Consider the following 16,118-nt stretch of genomic DNA (forward strand, 5'->3'; position numbering starts at 1 on the left):
GCACGCAGCGTGCCGCGACCTTGCATCAATACCGCTTAACGGCGGACCCGATGGGCGATCTGGTCCTGCGCTTCCTGCAGCGCGGTATGCACGTCTGCGCCATCGTCGACGACCTTGTCGAGCGCCGAGTGCACCGCTTCCTCGGCGACCTGGTCGAACTTGCTGCGCTGGATCGCCGGGATGTGCGATGCGGCATCACGCCAGATCAGACGCGCCTTCTCGTCGCCGAGGAACGCGACCGGCTCGGCGAAGAACGAATCGGTCTGCGCGGAGAGCAGCGACGGGAATGCGTCGATCGAACGGAACGAGGCAAGCTGCGTTTCCTTGCGGGTCGTCAGGAACTTGATGAATTCCCACGACATCGGCTTTTGCGTCGCTTTCACCGGAATCGACCAGAACGTGCCGCCGAACGATGCGTACGCGTTATTCGGCAGATTGGCCGCGCGCCACAGGCCCTTCGTGTCCGGTGCGATCCACGACGACAGGTGGCCGCCGAGCCATGCGCCCATCATTTGCGTCGAGACGGTGCCGCGCTTGAAGCTCTCGGCCCATTCGTTCGACCACGGCGTGATCTTCGCGTCGAGACCGAGCTCGCGCGCTTTCTTCGCGAGTTCGAACGCCTTCACGAAACGGGGTGACGTGACGATAGGATTGCCGGCCTTGTCGAAGTACACGCCGTCGCCTTCCTTCAGGTCGGCGCGAATGTAGATGTCCTCGATATCACGCGACGATGCCATCAGATACGCACCCGTCGCCTTCTTGATCTTCACGCCAGCTGCCAGATACGAGTCCCAGGACTTCGTCAGATCGGCTTCGGTCACGCCCGCCTTGTCGAGAATGTCCTTGCGATAGAACAGCGTGCCCGGACCGATATCGGCCGGCATGCCGACGATCGCGCCGTCCTGCGTGGTCGCCTGCGCGAACGTGTAGTTGATGAACTGGCTCTTGTACTGGCCCGCGCTATACGGCGCCTTCGACAGATCTTCGAGACCGCCGCCCGCCGCAAAGCGGCCGATGAAGCCGACCTCGACCGCCATCACGTCGGGCAGATTCGAGCTCGTCGCGAGAGCGGTGGTCATCGCGTTGTGGTGATCGGCGATCTGCAGCGACGACACCTTGACGTCGACGTCCGGATGCAGCTTCTTCCACTCCGGCAGCGCGTCCTTGATTTCCTGATCCAGCTTCGGAAAGACCGCGACGTTCAACGTGGTGTTGGCGTGCGCGCCGACTGCGGCCAGACTGAGCAGAACGGCGGCGGCAGAGCCTGAAAAGCGGAATTTCATTACTCGTCTCCTAAAAAACCTGTTTGAACTGCATTTGATGAATACCCGGTTGCTGCGACCTACTTCCCCTGTTGTCTTCGTTGCTGCTTTGCTTGGTGCCGAATGTGCTGCTGAATCTCTGCTTGACTGCCGATACCTGAAAGCGCTTTCACGCCGAGGCGAAAAGAAAAGCCGCTACCCATGCGTATCCCCCCGCTCTACCGGCGGGGTGATTCGCCGCGTGGTTTCACGCGTCACGAGCGTGAGCGGGATCGGGCTGAGTGCGATCGACTGCTTGCGGATCATCTGCACGATGCCCTGCGCGGCGAGTCGGCCGATTTCATAAGTCGGCTGGCGAACCGTCGTCAAAGGCGGCGTCATGTACGACGAAATCGGCAGGTCGTCGAAGCCGACCAGCGACACGTCGTCCGGCACCCGCACGCCGCGGCGGAACATCGCGAGGCGCGCGCCGTACGCGGTCTGATCGTTTGCGCAGAACACCGCGCTGAACGATGGATGGCGCGCCATTAGGCGCTCCATTGCGGCGACGCCACCCGTTTCGAGGTAATCGCCCTGCTCGACGAGGTCGGCATCGAAGCCGATGCCCGCTTCCTCGAGCGCAGTCCGGTAGCCGACGAGGCGCTCGATCGCATCCTCGTGACTGGCCGGACCGGCGATGAACGCGATCTCGCGATGGCCTTGCTCGATCAGATGATGGGTCGCGTCGCGCGCGCCCTGCATGTTGTCGATCGGCAGGCCCGCGAGCGTTGCGCTGTTGTGCACCGAGCGGCCCAATACGAGCATCGGGGCGTGCCGCGAGTAGTCGGTCAACGTCGACTCGTCGAGTTGCGCGTGCAGCAGGATGATCCCGTCGACGCGCCGCGCGATGAACTGCTCGAGGCGCGCCTTTTCGTCGGCGATGTTCCAGCGGCTGCTCACGAAGATCGGCGTAAAGCCTGGCTCCGAAAGCGACTCTTCGATACCGCGCAGCCACTCGGCGTAAAACGGGCTCGATACGGCCTGTGTCAACACGCCGATCGTTTCGGTCCGGCCGCTCGCGAGACTGCGCGCGAGCACGTTCGGCCGATAGTTGAAACGCGCGATCGCTTCCTCCACCGCCTGCTGCTTGGCGGGAAGCACGCGCGCAGAACCGTTCAGGATCCGCGATACGGTGCTCGGAGAAACGCCGGCCGCGCGCGCGATGGCCTCGAGCGTCACGTTGGGCGCAACGGGTACGTTGGGTACCTTGGGCGCGCCGGGGTTGTCGTTTGAGCCGTCGTCGGTCATGAGTTCTGCCTGAATCCCGTGATGAAAGCGCTTTCAGATATGAAGAAACGCGGTCCGTCCGATAATGAAATCGAAAAAGCAGCCGATGCGACGAGGGTGGAGGAGGCGTCGCACCGGCCTCTCTATGAAAGAGAAAGAAACAGTCCTTGAAACAAAGAGATCACTACGATTGCTGATCAGGCAACCTCAACTCAGAACGAATGCATGATCCCGGCGAAGACACCAGTCTGGCTTTGACCATAGTTCGGGTTGCTGTTCGACGACGTGCCCGTCACCGGATTGAAGTTGTTGTTGCCGTACGGCCCGTTGCCGAGGTTCAGGTTCGACGTCGAGCTGTTGTGCACATAGCCCGCTTCCGTGTACAGGAACGTGCGCTTCGACAGCGCGTACGTGCCGGCGAGCGTGAACAGCGTCGCGTTGCCGTTGCCGTTGTTCGCGTTCGCGTGGTAGACCGCGGCCGTCAACAGCGTGGGTGCCGTGACCTGCCATGCGGCGCCGAACCATTCGTGGTTCACGCTGGTCGGCGCGCTCACGCCGAGCGGCTGCGACGCATTGGTCACGCCCATGCTCGCGTTGGTTGCGTCAGGCGCGCTCAGGTGCTGGTAGCCAGCGTACAGCTTGACCGGGCCGAGCACGTACGTACCGCCCGCGAGAACGTAGCGCGAAGCGGAGTACACGTTATTGAACGTGCCGTTGGCGCCGCGCACTTCGTCGTAGATCACCCGGAAGTCGCCCGAGCCCCACGTGTAGATACCCTCAACCGCATTCGTACGACCCTGGCCGGTCGGCACGCCCGCCGCGTTGACCGGCGCCGAGTTCCAGCTCGTGTTGTTGGTCAGCGAATACTGGCCCTTCAGCACGAGGCCGCCGAACAGCACCGGCGAGTTGTACTCCGCGCCGTTGCTGGTGCTCGTCCAGTTACGGCCGCGCACCAGGGTCGAGATCGCGTAGCGCTGCATCACCTGCGGGTCGGTGCCCCAGCTGTCCTGCGCCAGTTCGCCGGCGCCGAGGTTACCGATCTTGAACAGACCCCAGCTGTCGTTCGTAAAGCCCACCGTTGCGTGGCGGCCAAACAGATTGCCCGCCGATGCACCAGTCATCGTATTGAGCTGACCCTCCAACTGGAAGATCGTCTTCGTGCCGCCGCCGATATCTTCGGAACCGATGAGGCCAAACCACGAGCAACCCCAATCGCCGCTTTGGGCTGACCACTGATGGCCGCCTGGAAGGCCGGTTTCAAACTGGATGCCGTTGTCGATACGGCCGTACAGGGTGACGCTGCTCTGCGCATGAGCCACCGTCGTCGCGGCTGCCATCACAGCCACAGCAATAAGCTTCTTCTTCATTTAGATATCCTATATATATTTTGGCGTCTCCAAGCCGCACAGGACGCACGCGTTCTCACACGTTTCCCCTCTTGCCGAAATGTTCGCTTCGTACTCGCATCACATTTCGAGGCGATTATAGGGATGACCTTGCGCCGCGCATCGAACTAACGGCTCAGGGAAAACGCTGTTATCGATAACAGTTGCGCGCCGCCCGATCCCGCAGTAGCACCCTGCTTTGTGACCATTACGTGATGGTCACAAGCGTCGGAACTCCGTTTGAATTCACGAACCGAGACGATGCGCAAACCCGGTCTCGCGCGTCGCTCAGCGCTCGCTTAACAAGGGAAGCGCACTCAAATGCAAGAAAAATCTCGCGCTTGTTGTTGCGAAGATGCAACGACCCAGCTCGCGTGCATTGACGGTTTGCGCTTGACGAACCGGCGTCGGAGCAGTCAGCAGCGGCGGACATTAGCGACTATCATCAATGCATACGATGCCGGGCAACGAGCCGGGCTCAGCCGCATAGCAGGCTGAGTGCGGGATTGTCAGCGCATCCGTCTGGCTCTCGCGCTCCGTCACGAACGCTCCAACCAGTTCCCATCCCTCGGCTCTCGCTGTTCCCCGCCACGCCGCGCCTGCGGCGTCCCGCTCGAACACGCTGCCCTTGCGAACTTTTCTGCGGGCGACGGCTTGACCGCCCAACGCCCCCAACTGGCCAAACCTCGACGCGCAATCGCGATAACCGCGATGCAAGCAGTGAAAGAGGGGTTTCGTCCAATGCACTTCCGAGGCCTCGCATTGAGTCGGACCGGAAGATTTGCCGGCGGATTTTGCCGGCACACCTTGTGTGCTAATAAGGAGGTATCGTGAAAACAACCCTTGTTTCTACGCTCGCGTTGCTGATTTCAGGCGCAATCGCGCCGGTTGCCTATGCCCAGGATTCGCAAACCACCGACCAACAACTCGCTCATAGCGTGCGGGTTGCGGAGGCGCACAGCGGCGTCGGGATGTCACATGTGTTTGTCTTTGCCCACTCCGGGCAAATCATGCTGCTCGGATTTGTGCCCGAGCGGGAGCATGTCGCGCGTGCCGAACGGGCTGCGATGTCGGTGCCCGGTGTCACCTCGGTGGACAACCGGCTCACGCCCGACGGTGGCTCGTTGAACGGGCATTGAGATCGAACTGAATCGCGGCGCGCGGACGACGATTGAAGCAGACCCCGCGCGTTGAAGGGATTCGGTTTTCCTGTTCCGCCAGCCAGTTGGATTGGATGACTGGCGCCCTGTTTCGCACGGTCAGCCGCGCGGCCGGTTTGTGCACCCCTACCTGAAAGCGCTTTCATCCCGCGCCGGGTCAAACCGGTCGACTCGACGCTTATCCACCATTCGTCATCCCGTTGATCTGTCGGGTAAATCCCTCATAGCGGGGACGCGGCACGCTGCTTAACATTCGCTGTTAGCGATAACGTTACAAGTAGTTAGAAAAGCAGCCGAACCGGCATTTCCTCACAGGAGACCAGGAGTGCGTCCTCTAAGGACCTCGATGCGCATGCTCTGCGCAGCCGCCACCATTTGTACGCTCACATGGACCGCAAGCTGCGCGCTCGACCAGGCGGCCGTCGCTCATGACGGCCCGCCGCTCGCCGCGGCGCCCGCCGAAACGCTGCCGCCTCTGCACAGTGTGATGGCCGCGCACTTCAAGGTCGGCGCGGCGATCGAACCTGATTCGATCGACAGCCCCGCCGACGCGACGCTGATCGCCGCTCAGTTCTCGAGCCTGACCGCCGAGAACAAGATGAAGCCGGGCACGGTCGGCGTCGCGGAAGGCAAGTACGACTTCGAGCCGGCCGACAGGATCGTCGCGTTCGCTCGGGCGCACGGCATTGCAGTGCGCGGCCATACGCTCGTGTGGCACTTCAAGGCCGGCGGCTGGACCGAGGCGCCGGACTGGTTCTTCGCCGGCGATCCGAAAGATCCGCACTATCGCGACATCGTCGCGAAGCGGCTCGATCGATATATAACCGACGTCGTCACACACTTCCGAGGCAAGGTTTATGCGTGGGACGTGGTCAACGAAGTGATCAGTGATGATCCGCATCAGGTCTATCGCGAAGACAGTCCGTGGTATCGCGCTCTCGGCAAGGACTACATCGCGATCGCGTTCCGCGCGGCGCGCGCGGCGGACCCGGACGTGAAGCTCTATATCAACGAGTACAACACCGACGATCCGCTCAAGCGCGCAAAGCTGGTCGACGTGATTCGCGACTTGCGAGCGCAGGGGGTGCCGATCGACGGTGTCGGGCATCAGATGCACATCAGCGTGAACTGGCCGCCACTGCCGAACATCAAGCAGGCATTCGACGACGTCGCCGCGCTAGGCCTCGAAAACCAGGTAACCGAGCTCGACGTGAGCCTCTATGCCGATCCGGGAGAATGCTGGAGCAATCCGCATGCATGTCTGCCAGACCTCGGCCATCCGGTTCCGAACGACATCATGCGTGCGCAGGCCGAGCGTTATCGCGCGGTGTTCGCCCTATTCGAGCAGGAGCCAAGCATCAAGGCGGTGACGTTCTGGGGCTACTCGGACAAGCACACGTGGCTGACGTCGGCGCCGGTGCCGCGCAACAACCTGCCGTTGCCGTTCGATGCGAACCTGAAGCCGAAAGCGGCGCTATGGACGATCGTCGATTCGTCGTATCAGCCGTAACGTCGCTCCTCGCGCGGAAAAGCGGATGGCGATCCACACCTCAAGGCTCGTCCGAGCCGGCCTCCTCGAGCGCGTTCAGGTCTGCCGCGAATTCGTCGGGTGGACCGGCTGCCGTTTCGTGCGTGCGCGGCGGTGACTTGACCACCGGCGGCGGCATTTTGCCGATGCCTTCGTCGATCCGCTGCAGCAGATACGGGAAGAACGGATTCGACGCGATGCGGAACATCGAATCGAGCGTCAGAATCAGCGTGCCGCGTTCGCCGCGCGGCGCGAGCGTGCCGAGGTTCTCGTTGAAGTTCTCCGAATCGTCCGGCGCGATGCCGTACAGTGCGTCGGTGATCGGGAAAGGAATCGCCACGTGCGACAACGAGAAAATATCCTGTGGATAATCGATGTCCAGCGGCTTCTCGCGTTTTTGCACTTCTCCCGCATAAACGCTGCGCTCGACGGTATGCGCCGAATCCGGCGACACGTTGGCGATCACCGTCGTGCGATAGTTCTGCGGACCGATGCGCAGCAGTCGCGATAGCGCCGTGTACGACGCGTTGCGTAGGAAGGTCCTGAAACGCACGCTGCGGTTCACGTCGAACAGCACGACTTCGCTGCCGTTCTCAGGCAGCTTGTCGTAGAGCAACGACATCACCGCCGGCGTGCTGACCGTGAAATCCGTCACCGACTGGAACGTCAGAATAGGCGGCAACGAATCGAGCCGGTTCTCGCGCTCGAGGCGCGCAATCTGTTCCTGAATCACGCTCGTGAGGAGATAGGACTGCCGCGCGCCATTTACAGGAAACGAGTTGTACTTGAACGGGTTGAACTCCGGCACGATGCCGAGCCACGCGGCGCGCGCGAAGGCCGGCAGCACCGCGGGCAATCCGGCGAGACCGGCAAAGCGCGCGTAGCGCGTAACGCCGATCATCGGCGAGATCAGCACGACGCGCGTCGGACGCGCGAGCGCGGGATTCTCGATCGCGTCGAGCGCATATTGCAGCGCGAGCGCGCCGCCGTTCGAAAACCCGACCAGCTCGATCGGCTTGTCCGGCCCCACGCGACGTCGCGCTTCGCGTACCGCGAGCCGCGTGGCCGCGGTCCAGTCCTTCCAGTGCACGTCGGTGAGCCCCGCCGGCACCGTGCCATGTCCCGGCAAGCGGATGCCGATCGCGACGAAACCGCGATCGCGATATCGACGCGCGATATGCCGCATGCTGTACGGCGCATCCGTCATGCCGTGCAGCAGCACGACCGCACCGACGGGTGGGCCCGACGGTTCGAGAATGTACGAGCGATTCCAGTTTTCGGCGAAATTCCACGGAAAGATCGGCGAGCCCTCGTAATAACGGTTCGCCGCAATGCGCTCGGACGGCCGGATCTTATCGACGACATTGACGCGCACGTCTTCGAAAATCCGGTTTTCCGCCTTGATGTACGCGTTCCAGTCGGCGGTGTCCATTTCTTCGACGGTCATTTCGCGCGGCACATAGGTGTGCCATACCGACAGCTCTGGCCCGCGCTGCGAATACCACGCACGTAGTCCCAATGCGAGCACCGCCAGCAGCACCAGAACCCATGCACTTATCTTTATTACCTTCAGCGACGTGCGCAGCATTCGTGTTCTCTTGATGAGGTGAAGGTTGCACCGCGCGCAGGCTGCTCTCTGCGTGGTGTGAGCATGCCGTCATCGCGACGGCTTCAGGTGTGGATATCCTAAGGGCTTTTAATCAGCGGTTCAAACGTTGTCGTCCGAGCGCGGCGCGGCATCGACGAAGACTGTGTATGACCGGATGATTGGCACGGCATGCTGGAGAGGCAAGATATGCCAGCGACGCTTCCGAGCTCGCTTCGCCCGACGCCTATGTGCTGCCCATCAAGGCCACATCATCGGGCCGTGCGCGTCAATAACGAAAAGCCGGGACGCAATCCGTGTCGCGCCCCGGCTCGCCTGCTCGCTGGCAATGACTAACGGCCGCGGATATTGCCGGCCACGCCGCCCGCCGCGCCGCCGATGATCGCGCCGGTCCACGCGTCGCCGCCAGAGATCGCCGCGATGCCCGCACCGGCGCCCGCGCCGAGTGCCGCGCCGCCTATCGTTCCCTGCGTCCGCGGGCTCATGTCCGTGCAACCGATCATCGCAGCCAGCGCGCCAATACTGAAGATCCACCCAAGTCGTCTCATGATCGTTCTCCTTATTGATTTTTTTTCAGGCCGGGCACGACCATCTGGAACCAGAGGGTCTCGATCACCGGGTGCTGGATCATCGTGGGATTGGCCGCGTAGTAGCTGTCGAGGCCTTGACGCACGCTGTCGAGTGTCTGGCCTTGCATTCCCTTGCCGAAGCGCTGCGCGATGTCATTGCTGTTCGCCGTGTTGCCGGCATAGGCGCGCTCGATGTCGATCACATTCGAGATACCGACCAGATACGCTTTCTTCTGCTCGTCGGTCGACTGCATCCATTGCTGGCCCGTGACGATTGGAATGTTTTCCGCACGCGCGACGTTGCCCATCATGGCCAGCGACAGAAAAGTCGCGGATAACAGCGTTCGCCATTGTGGTTTGCTTATCATCACATACTCCAGGGAAGTTATGTTCTCCAGCGGCCGGCCGGCGACCGCATCCGGCGGTGTCGATCGCGTTATTTGGAAGAGTGGTCCGTGGGTCTCGTCGATTCTCCTTTCAAGTTCATCGGTCGGCGTAGTTCGCCGGTTCAGGTTCTATTAGCGTTGAGTCGTATCAGCGAATAGACACCTTGATGGCAGAAAATCTCGTGACGGATTGGAGTGATTTGCACACATGCTATGTGCGCGCAACAATTGGAATCGCGTTGGCATCGCCGCGTAACACACGCTATAGAGTCTACAGCCTTTTCTGCAATTTCCAAGCTCATTTCCGCTCGATGCACGCCGCGTGAAATTTGTGTCAATTTCATTCGACGAGCGAAACGAGTGCGATGCAATGCGCGTCAACATTCAGCGGTTTTCCTGCGCTCGATTGGGCGCTGGCGATATTGCTAGCGATTTTTATCGATGGCTATTCAGTGTTCTATCCACGCAATCCGAGCACGGTTTCTTCTTCCTTTCGTGAATGTTCGTCTTCCTGATTGGATCGCATTAATTGAAAACGATGTGAATCTGTCGATTTACGTTCGAGACGCTTGTTCTGGCATTGCATGCGATTTTCTATTGATGCGTTTGTCCATCGTCTTCATCGGTGACCAGCGGATCTCAGGCCGTCGTCCGCCGGCTAACGGGGCTCCGGTCGAGCACACCTTGCCTGCGGCGGTTGGCTGCGCAGCAGCGAAGGGGTGGCGGTGCGCGGTTGACCGTTAGTTGCGTGATGGCTAGCGTGAAGGGGACAGCGTTTCAAATGAATCCGCGCTCACCATTAACAGTCTTTAGCTTGTATTTACGAAATACAGGGTATAGACTGTATCCGCAATTTACAGGTTTTGACCTGTTACGCCGCCGCAGCCGAACCGGAGATCCACCGTGGACTACGCGATCAAGACACTGAGCCAGCTCAGACCTATCCTGCAGGGCTTCAGGAAGGCCGCCGGGCTCACTCAAACCGCGATGGCCGCCCATCTCGGCGTCACCCAACAGACCTACGCGCAACTCGAAGCGAATCCCTCGGCCGTCAGCGTCGAACGGCTCTTCAGGGTGTTACGGGTCTTGCAGGTCGATCTGAAGCTCACGCCGAGCGGATCGACGCAAAGCGTGGCCGTGGAAGACGCGCCGCCGGCCGCAGCAAAAGGCAACGCCACACGCGCCACACGCGCCACGCGCGCGCAAGCTGCGGCGCAGCGCGCGGCGACGACATCGCCCGGCGAGGCCAGCGACCGCGCCGCAGCCCAGGCATCGGGCACCAACGCCAAAGCGGCCAAATCCGCCAGCACCGCCCAAAAGCCCAAAGCGGTCAAGCCCGCCAAGGCAACCAAAGCGGCCAGCACGAGCAAGAAACGGGAGGACTGGTAAGCATGGCGCGCAGCACACCGAACCGTCTGAACCTATGGATGAACGGCCTGCGGGTCGGCGCCTGGGAAACGGCACGCAGCGCCGAACGTCTGACCTATGCCGACGAATGGATTGACGATCCGCAAGGACGCCCGCTATCGCTGTCGCTGCCGTTCACACCAGGCAATCAACCGTATCGCGGCCAGATCGTCGCCGACTATTTCGACAATCTGCTGCCCGACAGTGAACCGATCCGGCGCCGTATCGCCGCGCGCTACCGGACCGGCAGCACCGCGCCGTTTGCGTTGCTCACCACGCTCGGACGCGACTGCGTCGGCGCTCTGCAACTGCTGCCGCCGGACGAAGAGCCGAGCGACCTGACGAGCATCCACGGCCGCGAACTCAGCGACAGCGACATCGCGGCGCTGCTGCGCGGCACGACGACGGCGGCGCCGCTCGGGCAGCACGATCCGCTCGAAGACCTGCGTCTGTCGATCGCCGGTGCGCAGGAAAAAACCGCGCTGCTCCGTCATCACAACCGCTGGCTGCTGCCCGAAGGCAGCACGCCGACCACGCACATCTTCAAGCTGCCGCTCGGGCTCGTCGGCAACATGCGCGCCGATATGCGCACGTCGGTGGAAAACGAATGGCTGTGCTCGCGGATCGTCGCGGCTTACGGCCTCCCGGTCGCGCGCTGCGAAATTGCGCGATTCGACGAACAGAAGGTATTGATCGTCGAGCGCTTCGATCGCCGTTTGTCGAGCGACGCCACGTGGATCGTGCGTTTGCCGCAAGAGGACATGTGCCAGGCCACTGGTACGTCGGCGCTGCACAAGTACGAGTCCGACGGCGGACCGGGCATCGAGGCGATCATGGAGATACTCGCGGGCTCCGCCCGCGCGACGACGGACCGCCGCAACTTCTTCGCGACGCAGTTGGTTTTCTGGCTGCTTGCCGCGACCGATGGCCACGCGAAGAACTTCAGCATCGCGCATCTGCCCGGCAATCGCTACGAAGCCACGCCGCTCTACGACGTGCTGTCCGCGCATCCGATCATCGGCAGCGGTGCGGGACGTCTCGCGGCGCAAAAAGTGAAACTGGCGATGGCGGTTCGCGGCAAGAACGTCCACTACCTGCTCAATCAGATCCAGCGCCGGCATTGGGTCGCAGAAGGACAGCGCGTGGGCTTTTCCGCCACCGATGTCGATGCGCTGATCGATCAGTTGAGCGCGCAAACGGAGACGGTGATCGATACCGTCTCGTCGCGACTGCCCCCCGATTTTCCGCTGGACGTGGCCGATGCGGTCTTCGACGGCATGCGCCGGCTGAACCGGAAGCTTGCGCAGTAAAGCTCCGCCATCGCCTGAGCAGCGCGCGGCACCACGGCAACCTCACGCACGCCGCGCCGCCGCTGCATCGGTCTTCGCCGACGCACGCCACTGCACGCTCAGCAGGTGCTCGCGCATGCATTGCGCGGCCGCGTCCGCATCGCGCGCTTTCAGCGCATTGACGATCGCCTGATGCTGTTGCGCGAAAAACTGCCGCGTCTCCTGCGCGGACGTTTTCTCGCGAACCTCCGGCTTCACCCGCATGCCGTTGATCACCTCCATCAAAGCGATCAACGCGGGATTACGCGTCGCATGTCCGATCAGCAAGTGAAAACGATGATCCCATTGCTGCCACTCTTCGTCGTTTTTCGCGGCGGCATTTTTGCGTGCGCATTTCTCCAGTTCCTGCAGATCGTCCCCACTCGCTTTCGTAGCGGCCAGCGCGGCCAGCGCCGGCTCGAACAACAGCCGCATTTCCGCGATATCCGCGGGACTTGTACCGGCGCGCAGGCCGCGCAGCGTCGGCGCAAACTTCAGCGGCCGCGCGCCCAGATAGGTGCCGCGGCCGACGCCGCGCCAAACGCGCCCCGACGCCTCGAGTGAAGCGAGCGCCGCGCGCAACTCGCGGCGGCTCACGTCCAGTTCTTCGGCGAGCTTTCGTTCGGGCGGCAGCGCGTCACCGTCCTTCAACCGATGGTCGGCGATGTAGTCGAGCAGCACACCCAGTACCGGTTTTTCCATGTCATTCCGTGAACCAATCTGTGTTGGTCTCAACGATACCAGAATCGCAGCGACTTGACACGGCAGCACCCGGTGATTTTTGATTTCGCTATACTGGTTCGCAATTTACGGGTTAACACCGGGTGCAACCCAGCTTCGTTAGACTTACGCTTTCATTTTCTACAGTCGAACCATTAAACATTGGTTCGAATCGTTCGGAGCCGTCGTCGCCAAGGAGTCGCGCATGTCGTTTACAACCCGTCCAGAACTGATCGGCACCTTCGGCATGGTGGCCTCGACGCACTGGCTCGCGAGCGCATCGGCGATGGCGGTCCTCGAAAAAGGCGGCAATGCGTTCGACGCCGCCGCTGCCGCCGGCTTCGTCCTGCAGATCGTCGAGCCGCATCTGAACGGTCCGGGTGGCGAACTGCCGGTGGTGTTCTACAGTGCGCGCGAAGAACGCGTGCGCGTGCTGTGCGGACAGGGCGTGACGCCCGCGCGCATGACGATCGAGCGGATGCGCAAGATGGGGCTCGACGTGGTGCCGGGCACGGGCCTGCTGCCCGCGGTCGTGCCGGGCGCGTTCGGCGCGTGGATGGCGCTGCTGCGCGACTATGGCCAGTTGCCGCTCGAAGACGTGCTGAGCTATGCGATCGGCTACGCGGAAAGCGGCTATCCCGTGCTGCCGCGCATGGCATCGTCGATTCTCGCGATTCAGGAGTTCTTTCGCACCGAATGGACGACCTCCGCCGAGCAATGGCTGCGCAACGGCGAGGCGCCGATGCCGAACCAGTTGTTCGCGAATCCCGCGATCGCCGAAACCTACAAGCGCATCCTGCGCGAGGCGAACGCACGCAGCGATCGCGCCGAGCAGTGCGAACGCGCGCGCGATGCCTTCTATCGCGGCTTCGTCGCCGACGCGATCGACCAGTACTTCCGTTCGACCGCCGTACTCGACACCTCGGGCCTGCGCAACAGCGGCCTGCTCGATGCGGGCGACCTCGCGCGCTGGGAGCCGACCTACGAAGACCCGGTGTCGTACGACTACGCGGGCATGCGCGTGCACAAAACCGGCCCGTGGGGCCAGGGCCCGATGTTCGTGCAGCAGCTCGCGCTGCTGAAGGGCTTCGATCTCAGCGCGATGGACCCCCTCGGACCCGATTTCGTGCACACGGTGATCGAGTGCTCGAAGCTCGCATTCGCCGATCGCGAAGTGTTCTACGGCGACCCGGCGTTTTCCCATGTGCCGATGGACGTGCTGCTCAGCGACGCATACAACGGCGAGCGGCGTCGCCTCATCGATCCGCGCCGCGCGTCGTTCGAATTCCGGCCCGGGCTGCTCGGCGACAGCGAGCAACGCGCCGCGCGCATCGTCGCGAACGCGGGGCGCGAGCAGGCCGGCGGCTTCGGTCAGGGTGAGCCGACCTTCGCTCCACTGCCCGAATTGCGCGGCGACACCGTGCATCTCGACGTGGTCGACCGCTGGGGCAACATGGTGTCGGCTACGCCGTCGGGCGGCTGGCTGCAGGCATCGCCGGCGGTGCCGGGTCTCGGCTTCAACGTGACTACTCGCGCGCAGATGTTCTGGATGGAAGAAGGCCTGCCTTCATCACTCGGCCCGGGCCGCCGCCCGCGCACCACGCTGTCGCCGACCCTCGTCACGCGCGACGGCAAGCCGTACGCAGCCTTCGGCACGCCGGGTGGCGACCAGCAGGATCAGTGGTCGCTGCAACTGTTCCTCAAGCACGTACATGGCGGCATGAACTTCCAGGCCGCCGCCGATGCGCCGTCGTTCCAGACCGCGCACTTCCCCGGCTCGTTCTATCCGCGCGTGATGCAGCTTGGCAAGATGTCCGCCGAGTCGCGCTTTCCGGACAGCACGCTCGCCGAACTGCGCGCGCGCGGCCACGATCTCACCGTCGCGGAGCCGTGGGCGCTCGGCCGGGTCTGCGCGGTCGCGATCCGCAACGGTTTGATGCGAGGCGCGGCCACGCCGCGTCAGATGCAGGCTTACGCGATCGGTCGATAAGCGGCCCGAAGCAGCCATCAGCACAGAACGCGCGACCTCGTCGCGCGATTTCCTCAGGAGAAGTTGCCGTGTCCGCCGTCGCTGCCCGTCTTGAAAGACTTCCCCTATCGAGCTTTCACCGCAGACTGCTGCTGATCGGCGGGCTCGGGTACATGTTCGACGGACTCGATTCGTCGTCGCTCGCGTTCCTGCTGCCGGTCGTCAGCAAGCTGTGGCAATTGACGAGCGCGCAGACCGGGCTGGTCGCAAGCAGCACCTATATCGGCTATTTTTTCGGCGCATTCCTGTCTGGTGTGCTCGCCGACGTGATCGGCCGCCGCCGCATCATGATGAGCGCGCTCGCCATCTATTGCGTCGCGTCGCTCGCGAGCGCAACCGCGCAAGACTGGCACACGTTCTTCGCATTGCGCGTCGTCGCGGGTTTCGGTTCGGGCGCGGAGACCGTCGTGATCGCGCCGTTTCTCGCCGAGTTCGTGCCGCGCCGCTATCGCGGCATTTTCTGCGGCGCGCTGGTCGGCTTCATGTCGTTCGGCTATCTGACCTCGTCGATTCTCGGCTTCGCGGTGGTGCGCAACTTCGCCGACGGCTGGCGCTATCTGGCGGTGATCACGTCGCTGCCCGTCGTGATGCTGCTGTGGTGGCGCCGCACGCTGCCCGAATCGCCGCGCTGGCTCGAAAGCCAAGGCCGCGCGGCCGAGGCGAACGGCATCGTCGGCCGCATCGAGGCGGCGTTCGTCGAGCGCGGCATTGCGCTTGCTCCCGTGAGCGTGGCCAACGCGCTTCACGCGGTGCCCACGCCGGCCTCGACGCCGAAGCGCGGCAACGCGTGGCGCAACGTGCTCGCGCTGTGGTCGCCGCGACTCGCGCGCACGACCACGGTCAGTTGGCTGATGTGGTTCTCGGTTGCGTTCGCGTACTACTCGTTCTTCTCGTGGATCCCGAGCCTGCTGGTCAAGGAAGGACTGACGATGACGAAGAGCTTCGGCTATTCGATCGCGATCTATGGCGCGCAGATTCCCGGCTACTTCTCGGCCGCGTGGCTCAACGAGAAAATCGGGCGCAAGGCGGTGGTCGCTTCCTACATGCTGCTCGGCGGGCTCGCTGCGATCACGCTAGCGTTTTCTCACACCGGCATACAGATCATGACCGCGGGCATCGCGCTGTCGTTCTTCATGAACGGCGCATTCGCCGGCGTCTACGCTTATACGCCGGAAGTGTTTCCGACCGCGGTGCGCACCACGGGCACGGGTTCGTCGTCATCGTTCGGCCGCATCGGCTCGGTCAGCGCGCCGATTCTCGTCGGGCTCGTCTATCCGCTGTTCGGCTTTCTCGGTGTGTTCGCGATGACCACGACGGTGCTGGTGATCGGCGCATGCGTGGTGTTCTTCCTCGGCATCGAAACGCGCAACCGCTCGCTCGAAGATATCGAAGCGAGCGAACTCGAACCGGCTCACGACGCGCGAGGCCAGTTGAACTCCACCCGCATGCACAGCTGAATCGCACTGCGACTC

13 protein-coding genes are annotated in these 16,118 nt (G+C 62.8%); 6 read left to right on the forward strand and 7 right to left on the reverse strand.

Annotated elements, in window-relative coordinates:
- Positions 1–35 precede the first annotated feature (35 nt).
- The 3 genes from AB3X86_RS23680 to AB3X86_RS23690 form a co-directional block, all read right to left on the reverse strand.
- The gene (locus AB3X86_RS23680; RefSeq protein ID WP_368597896.1) at positions 36–1,283 is read right to left on the reverse strand and encodes an ABC transporter substrate-binding protein; all 1,248 of its coding nucleotides are present in this window, start codon (positions 1,281–1,283) and stop codon (positions 36–38) included.
- A 174-nt stretch (positions 1,284–1,457) separates the two neighbouring features.
- On the reverse strand, positions 1,458–2,549 hold the full coding sequence (locus tag AB3X86_RS23685; RefSeq protein ID WP_368597897.1) for a LacI family DNA-binding transcriptional regulator: 1,092 nt from the start codon (positions 2,547–2,549) through the stop codon (positions 1,458–1,460).
- A gap of 191 nt (positions 2,550–2,740) precedes the next feature.
- Positions 2,741–3,895: a porin gene (locus AB3X86_RS23690; RefSeq protein ID WP_176378544.1), complete on the reverse strand. Its 1,155-nt coding sequence runs from the start codon at positions 3,893–3,895 to the stop codon at positions 2,741–2,743.
- 848 nt (positions 3,896–4,743) lie between these two features.
- Here AB3X86_RS23690 and AB3X86_RS23695 point away from each other — a divergent pair.
- Entirely contained in the window at positions 4,744–5,052 is a 309-nt protein-coding gene (locus tag AB3X86_RS23695) for a BON domain-containing protein (protein ID WP_368597898.1), read from the forward strand.
- 373 nt (positions 5,053–5,425) lie between these two features.
- Positions 5,426–6,583, forward strand: a complete 1,158-nt coding sequence (locus AB3X86_RS23700; RefSeq protein WP_368597899.1) for an endo-1,4-beta-xylanase — start codon at positions 5,426–5,428, stop codon at positions 6,581–6,583.
- 40 nt (positions 6,584–6,623) lie between these two features.
- On the opposite strand, the gene AB3X86_RS23705 is transcribed toward AB3X86_RS23700, so the two are convergent.
- From AB3X86_RS23705 to AB3X86_RS23715, 3 genes are all read right to left on the reverse strand, one after another.
- The gene (locus AB3X86_RS23705; RefSeq protein ID WP_368597900.1) at positions 6,624–8,189 is read right to left on the reverse strand and encodes an alpha/beta hydrolase; all 1,566 of its coding nucleotides are present in this window, start codon (positions 8,187–8,189) and stop codon (positions 6,624–6,626) included.
- Between the two features lie 350 nt (positions 8,190–8,539).
- Positions 8,540–8,755 (reverse strand): hypothetical protein, encoded by a 216-nt coding sequence (locus tag AB3X86_RS23710; protein ID WP_368597901.1) that lies wholly within the window; start codon positions 8,753–8,755, stop codon positions 8,540–8,542.
- Positions 8,756–8,766: 11 nt separating this feature from the next.
- Complete coding sequence (locus tag AB3X86_RS23715) at positions 8,767–9,144, reverse strand: hypothetical protein (RefSeq protein ID WP_368597902.1); 378 nt, start codon at positions 9,142–9,144, stop codon at positions 8,767–8,769.
- Between the two features lie 921 nt (positions 9,145–10,065).
- On the opposite strand from AB3X86_RS23715, the gene AB3X86_RS23720 reads away from it, so the two are divergent.
- Positions 10,066–10,551 carry a helix-turn-helix transcriptional regulator gene (locus tag AB3X86_RS23720; RefSeq protein WP_368597903.1) on the forward strand — a complete coding sequence of 162 codons (486 nt, stop codon included), beginning with the start codon at positions 10,066–10,068 and terminating at the stop codon, positions 10,549–10,551.
- Positions 10,552–10,553: 2 nt separating this feature from the next.
- Positions 10,554–11,879: a type II toxin-antitoxin system HipA family toxin gene (locus AB3X86_RS23725; protein WP_368597904.1), complete on the forward strand. Its 1,326-nt coding sequence runs from the start codon at positions 10,554–10,556 to the stop codon at positions 11,877–11,879.
- A gap of 42 nt (positions 11,880–11,921) precedes the next feature.
- On the opposite strand, the gene AB3X86_RS23730 is transcribed toward AB3X86_RS23725, so the two are convergent.
- On the reverse strand, positions 11,922–12,599 hold the full coding sequence (locus tag AB3X86_RS23730) for a FadR/GntR family transcriptional regulator (RefSeq protein ID WP_368597905.1): 678 nt from the start codon (positions 12,597–12,599) through the stop codon (positions 11,922–11,924).
- A gap of 223 nt (positions 12,600–12,822) precedes the next feature.
- Here AB3X86_RS23730 and AB3X86_RS23735 point away from each other — a divergent pair, with 223 nt between their 5' ends.
- Together AB3X86_RS23735 and AB3X86_RS23740 are read left to right on the forward strand one after the other, a co-directional pair.
- Positions 12,823–14,607, forward strand: coding sequence for a gamma-glutamyltransferase family protein (locus tag AB3X86_RS23735; RefSeq protein ID WP_368597906.1), 1,785 nt, complete (start codon positions 12,823–12,825; stop codon positions 14,605–14,607).
- Positions 14,608–14,675: 68 nt separating this feature from the next.
- Entirely contained in the window at positions 14,676–16,103 is a 1,428-nt protein-coding gene (locus AB3X86_RS23740) for an MFS transporter (RefSeq protein WP_368597907.1), read from the forward strand.
- Positions 16,104–16,118: the final 15 nt, after the last annotated feature.

The organism is Paraburkholderia sp. BR14374 (genome assembly GCF_040948685.1).
GTDB lineage: Bacteria > Pseudomonadota > Gammaproteobacteria > Burkholderiales > Burkholderiaceae > Paraburkholderia > Paraburkholderia youngii.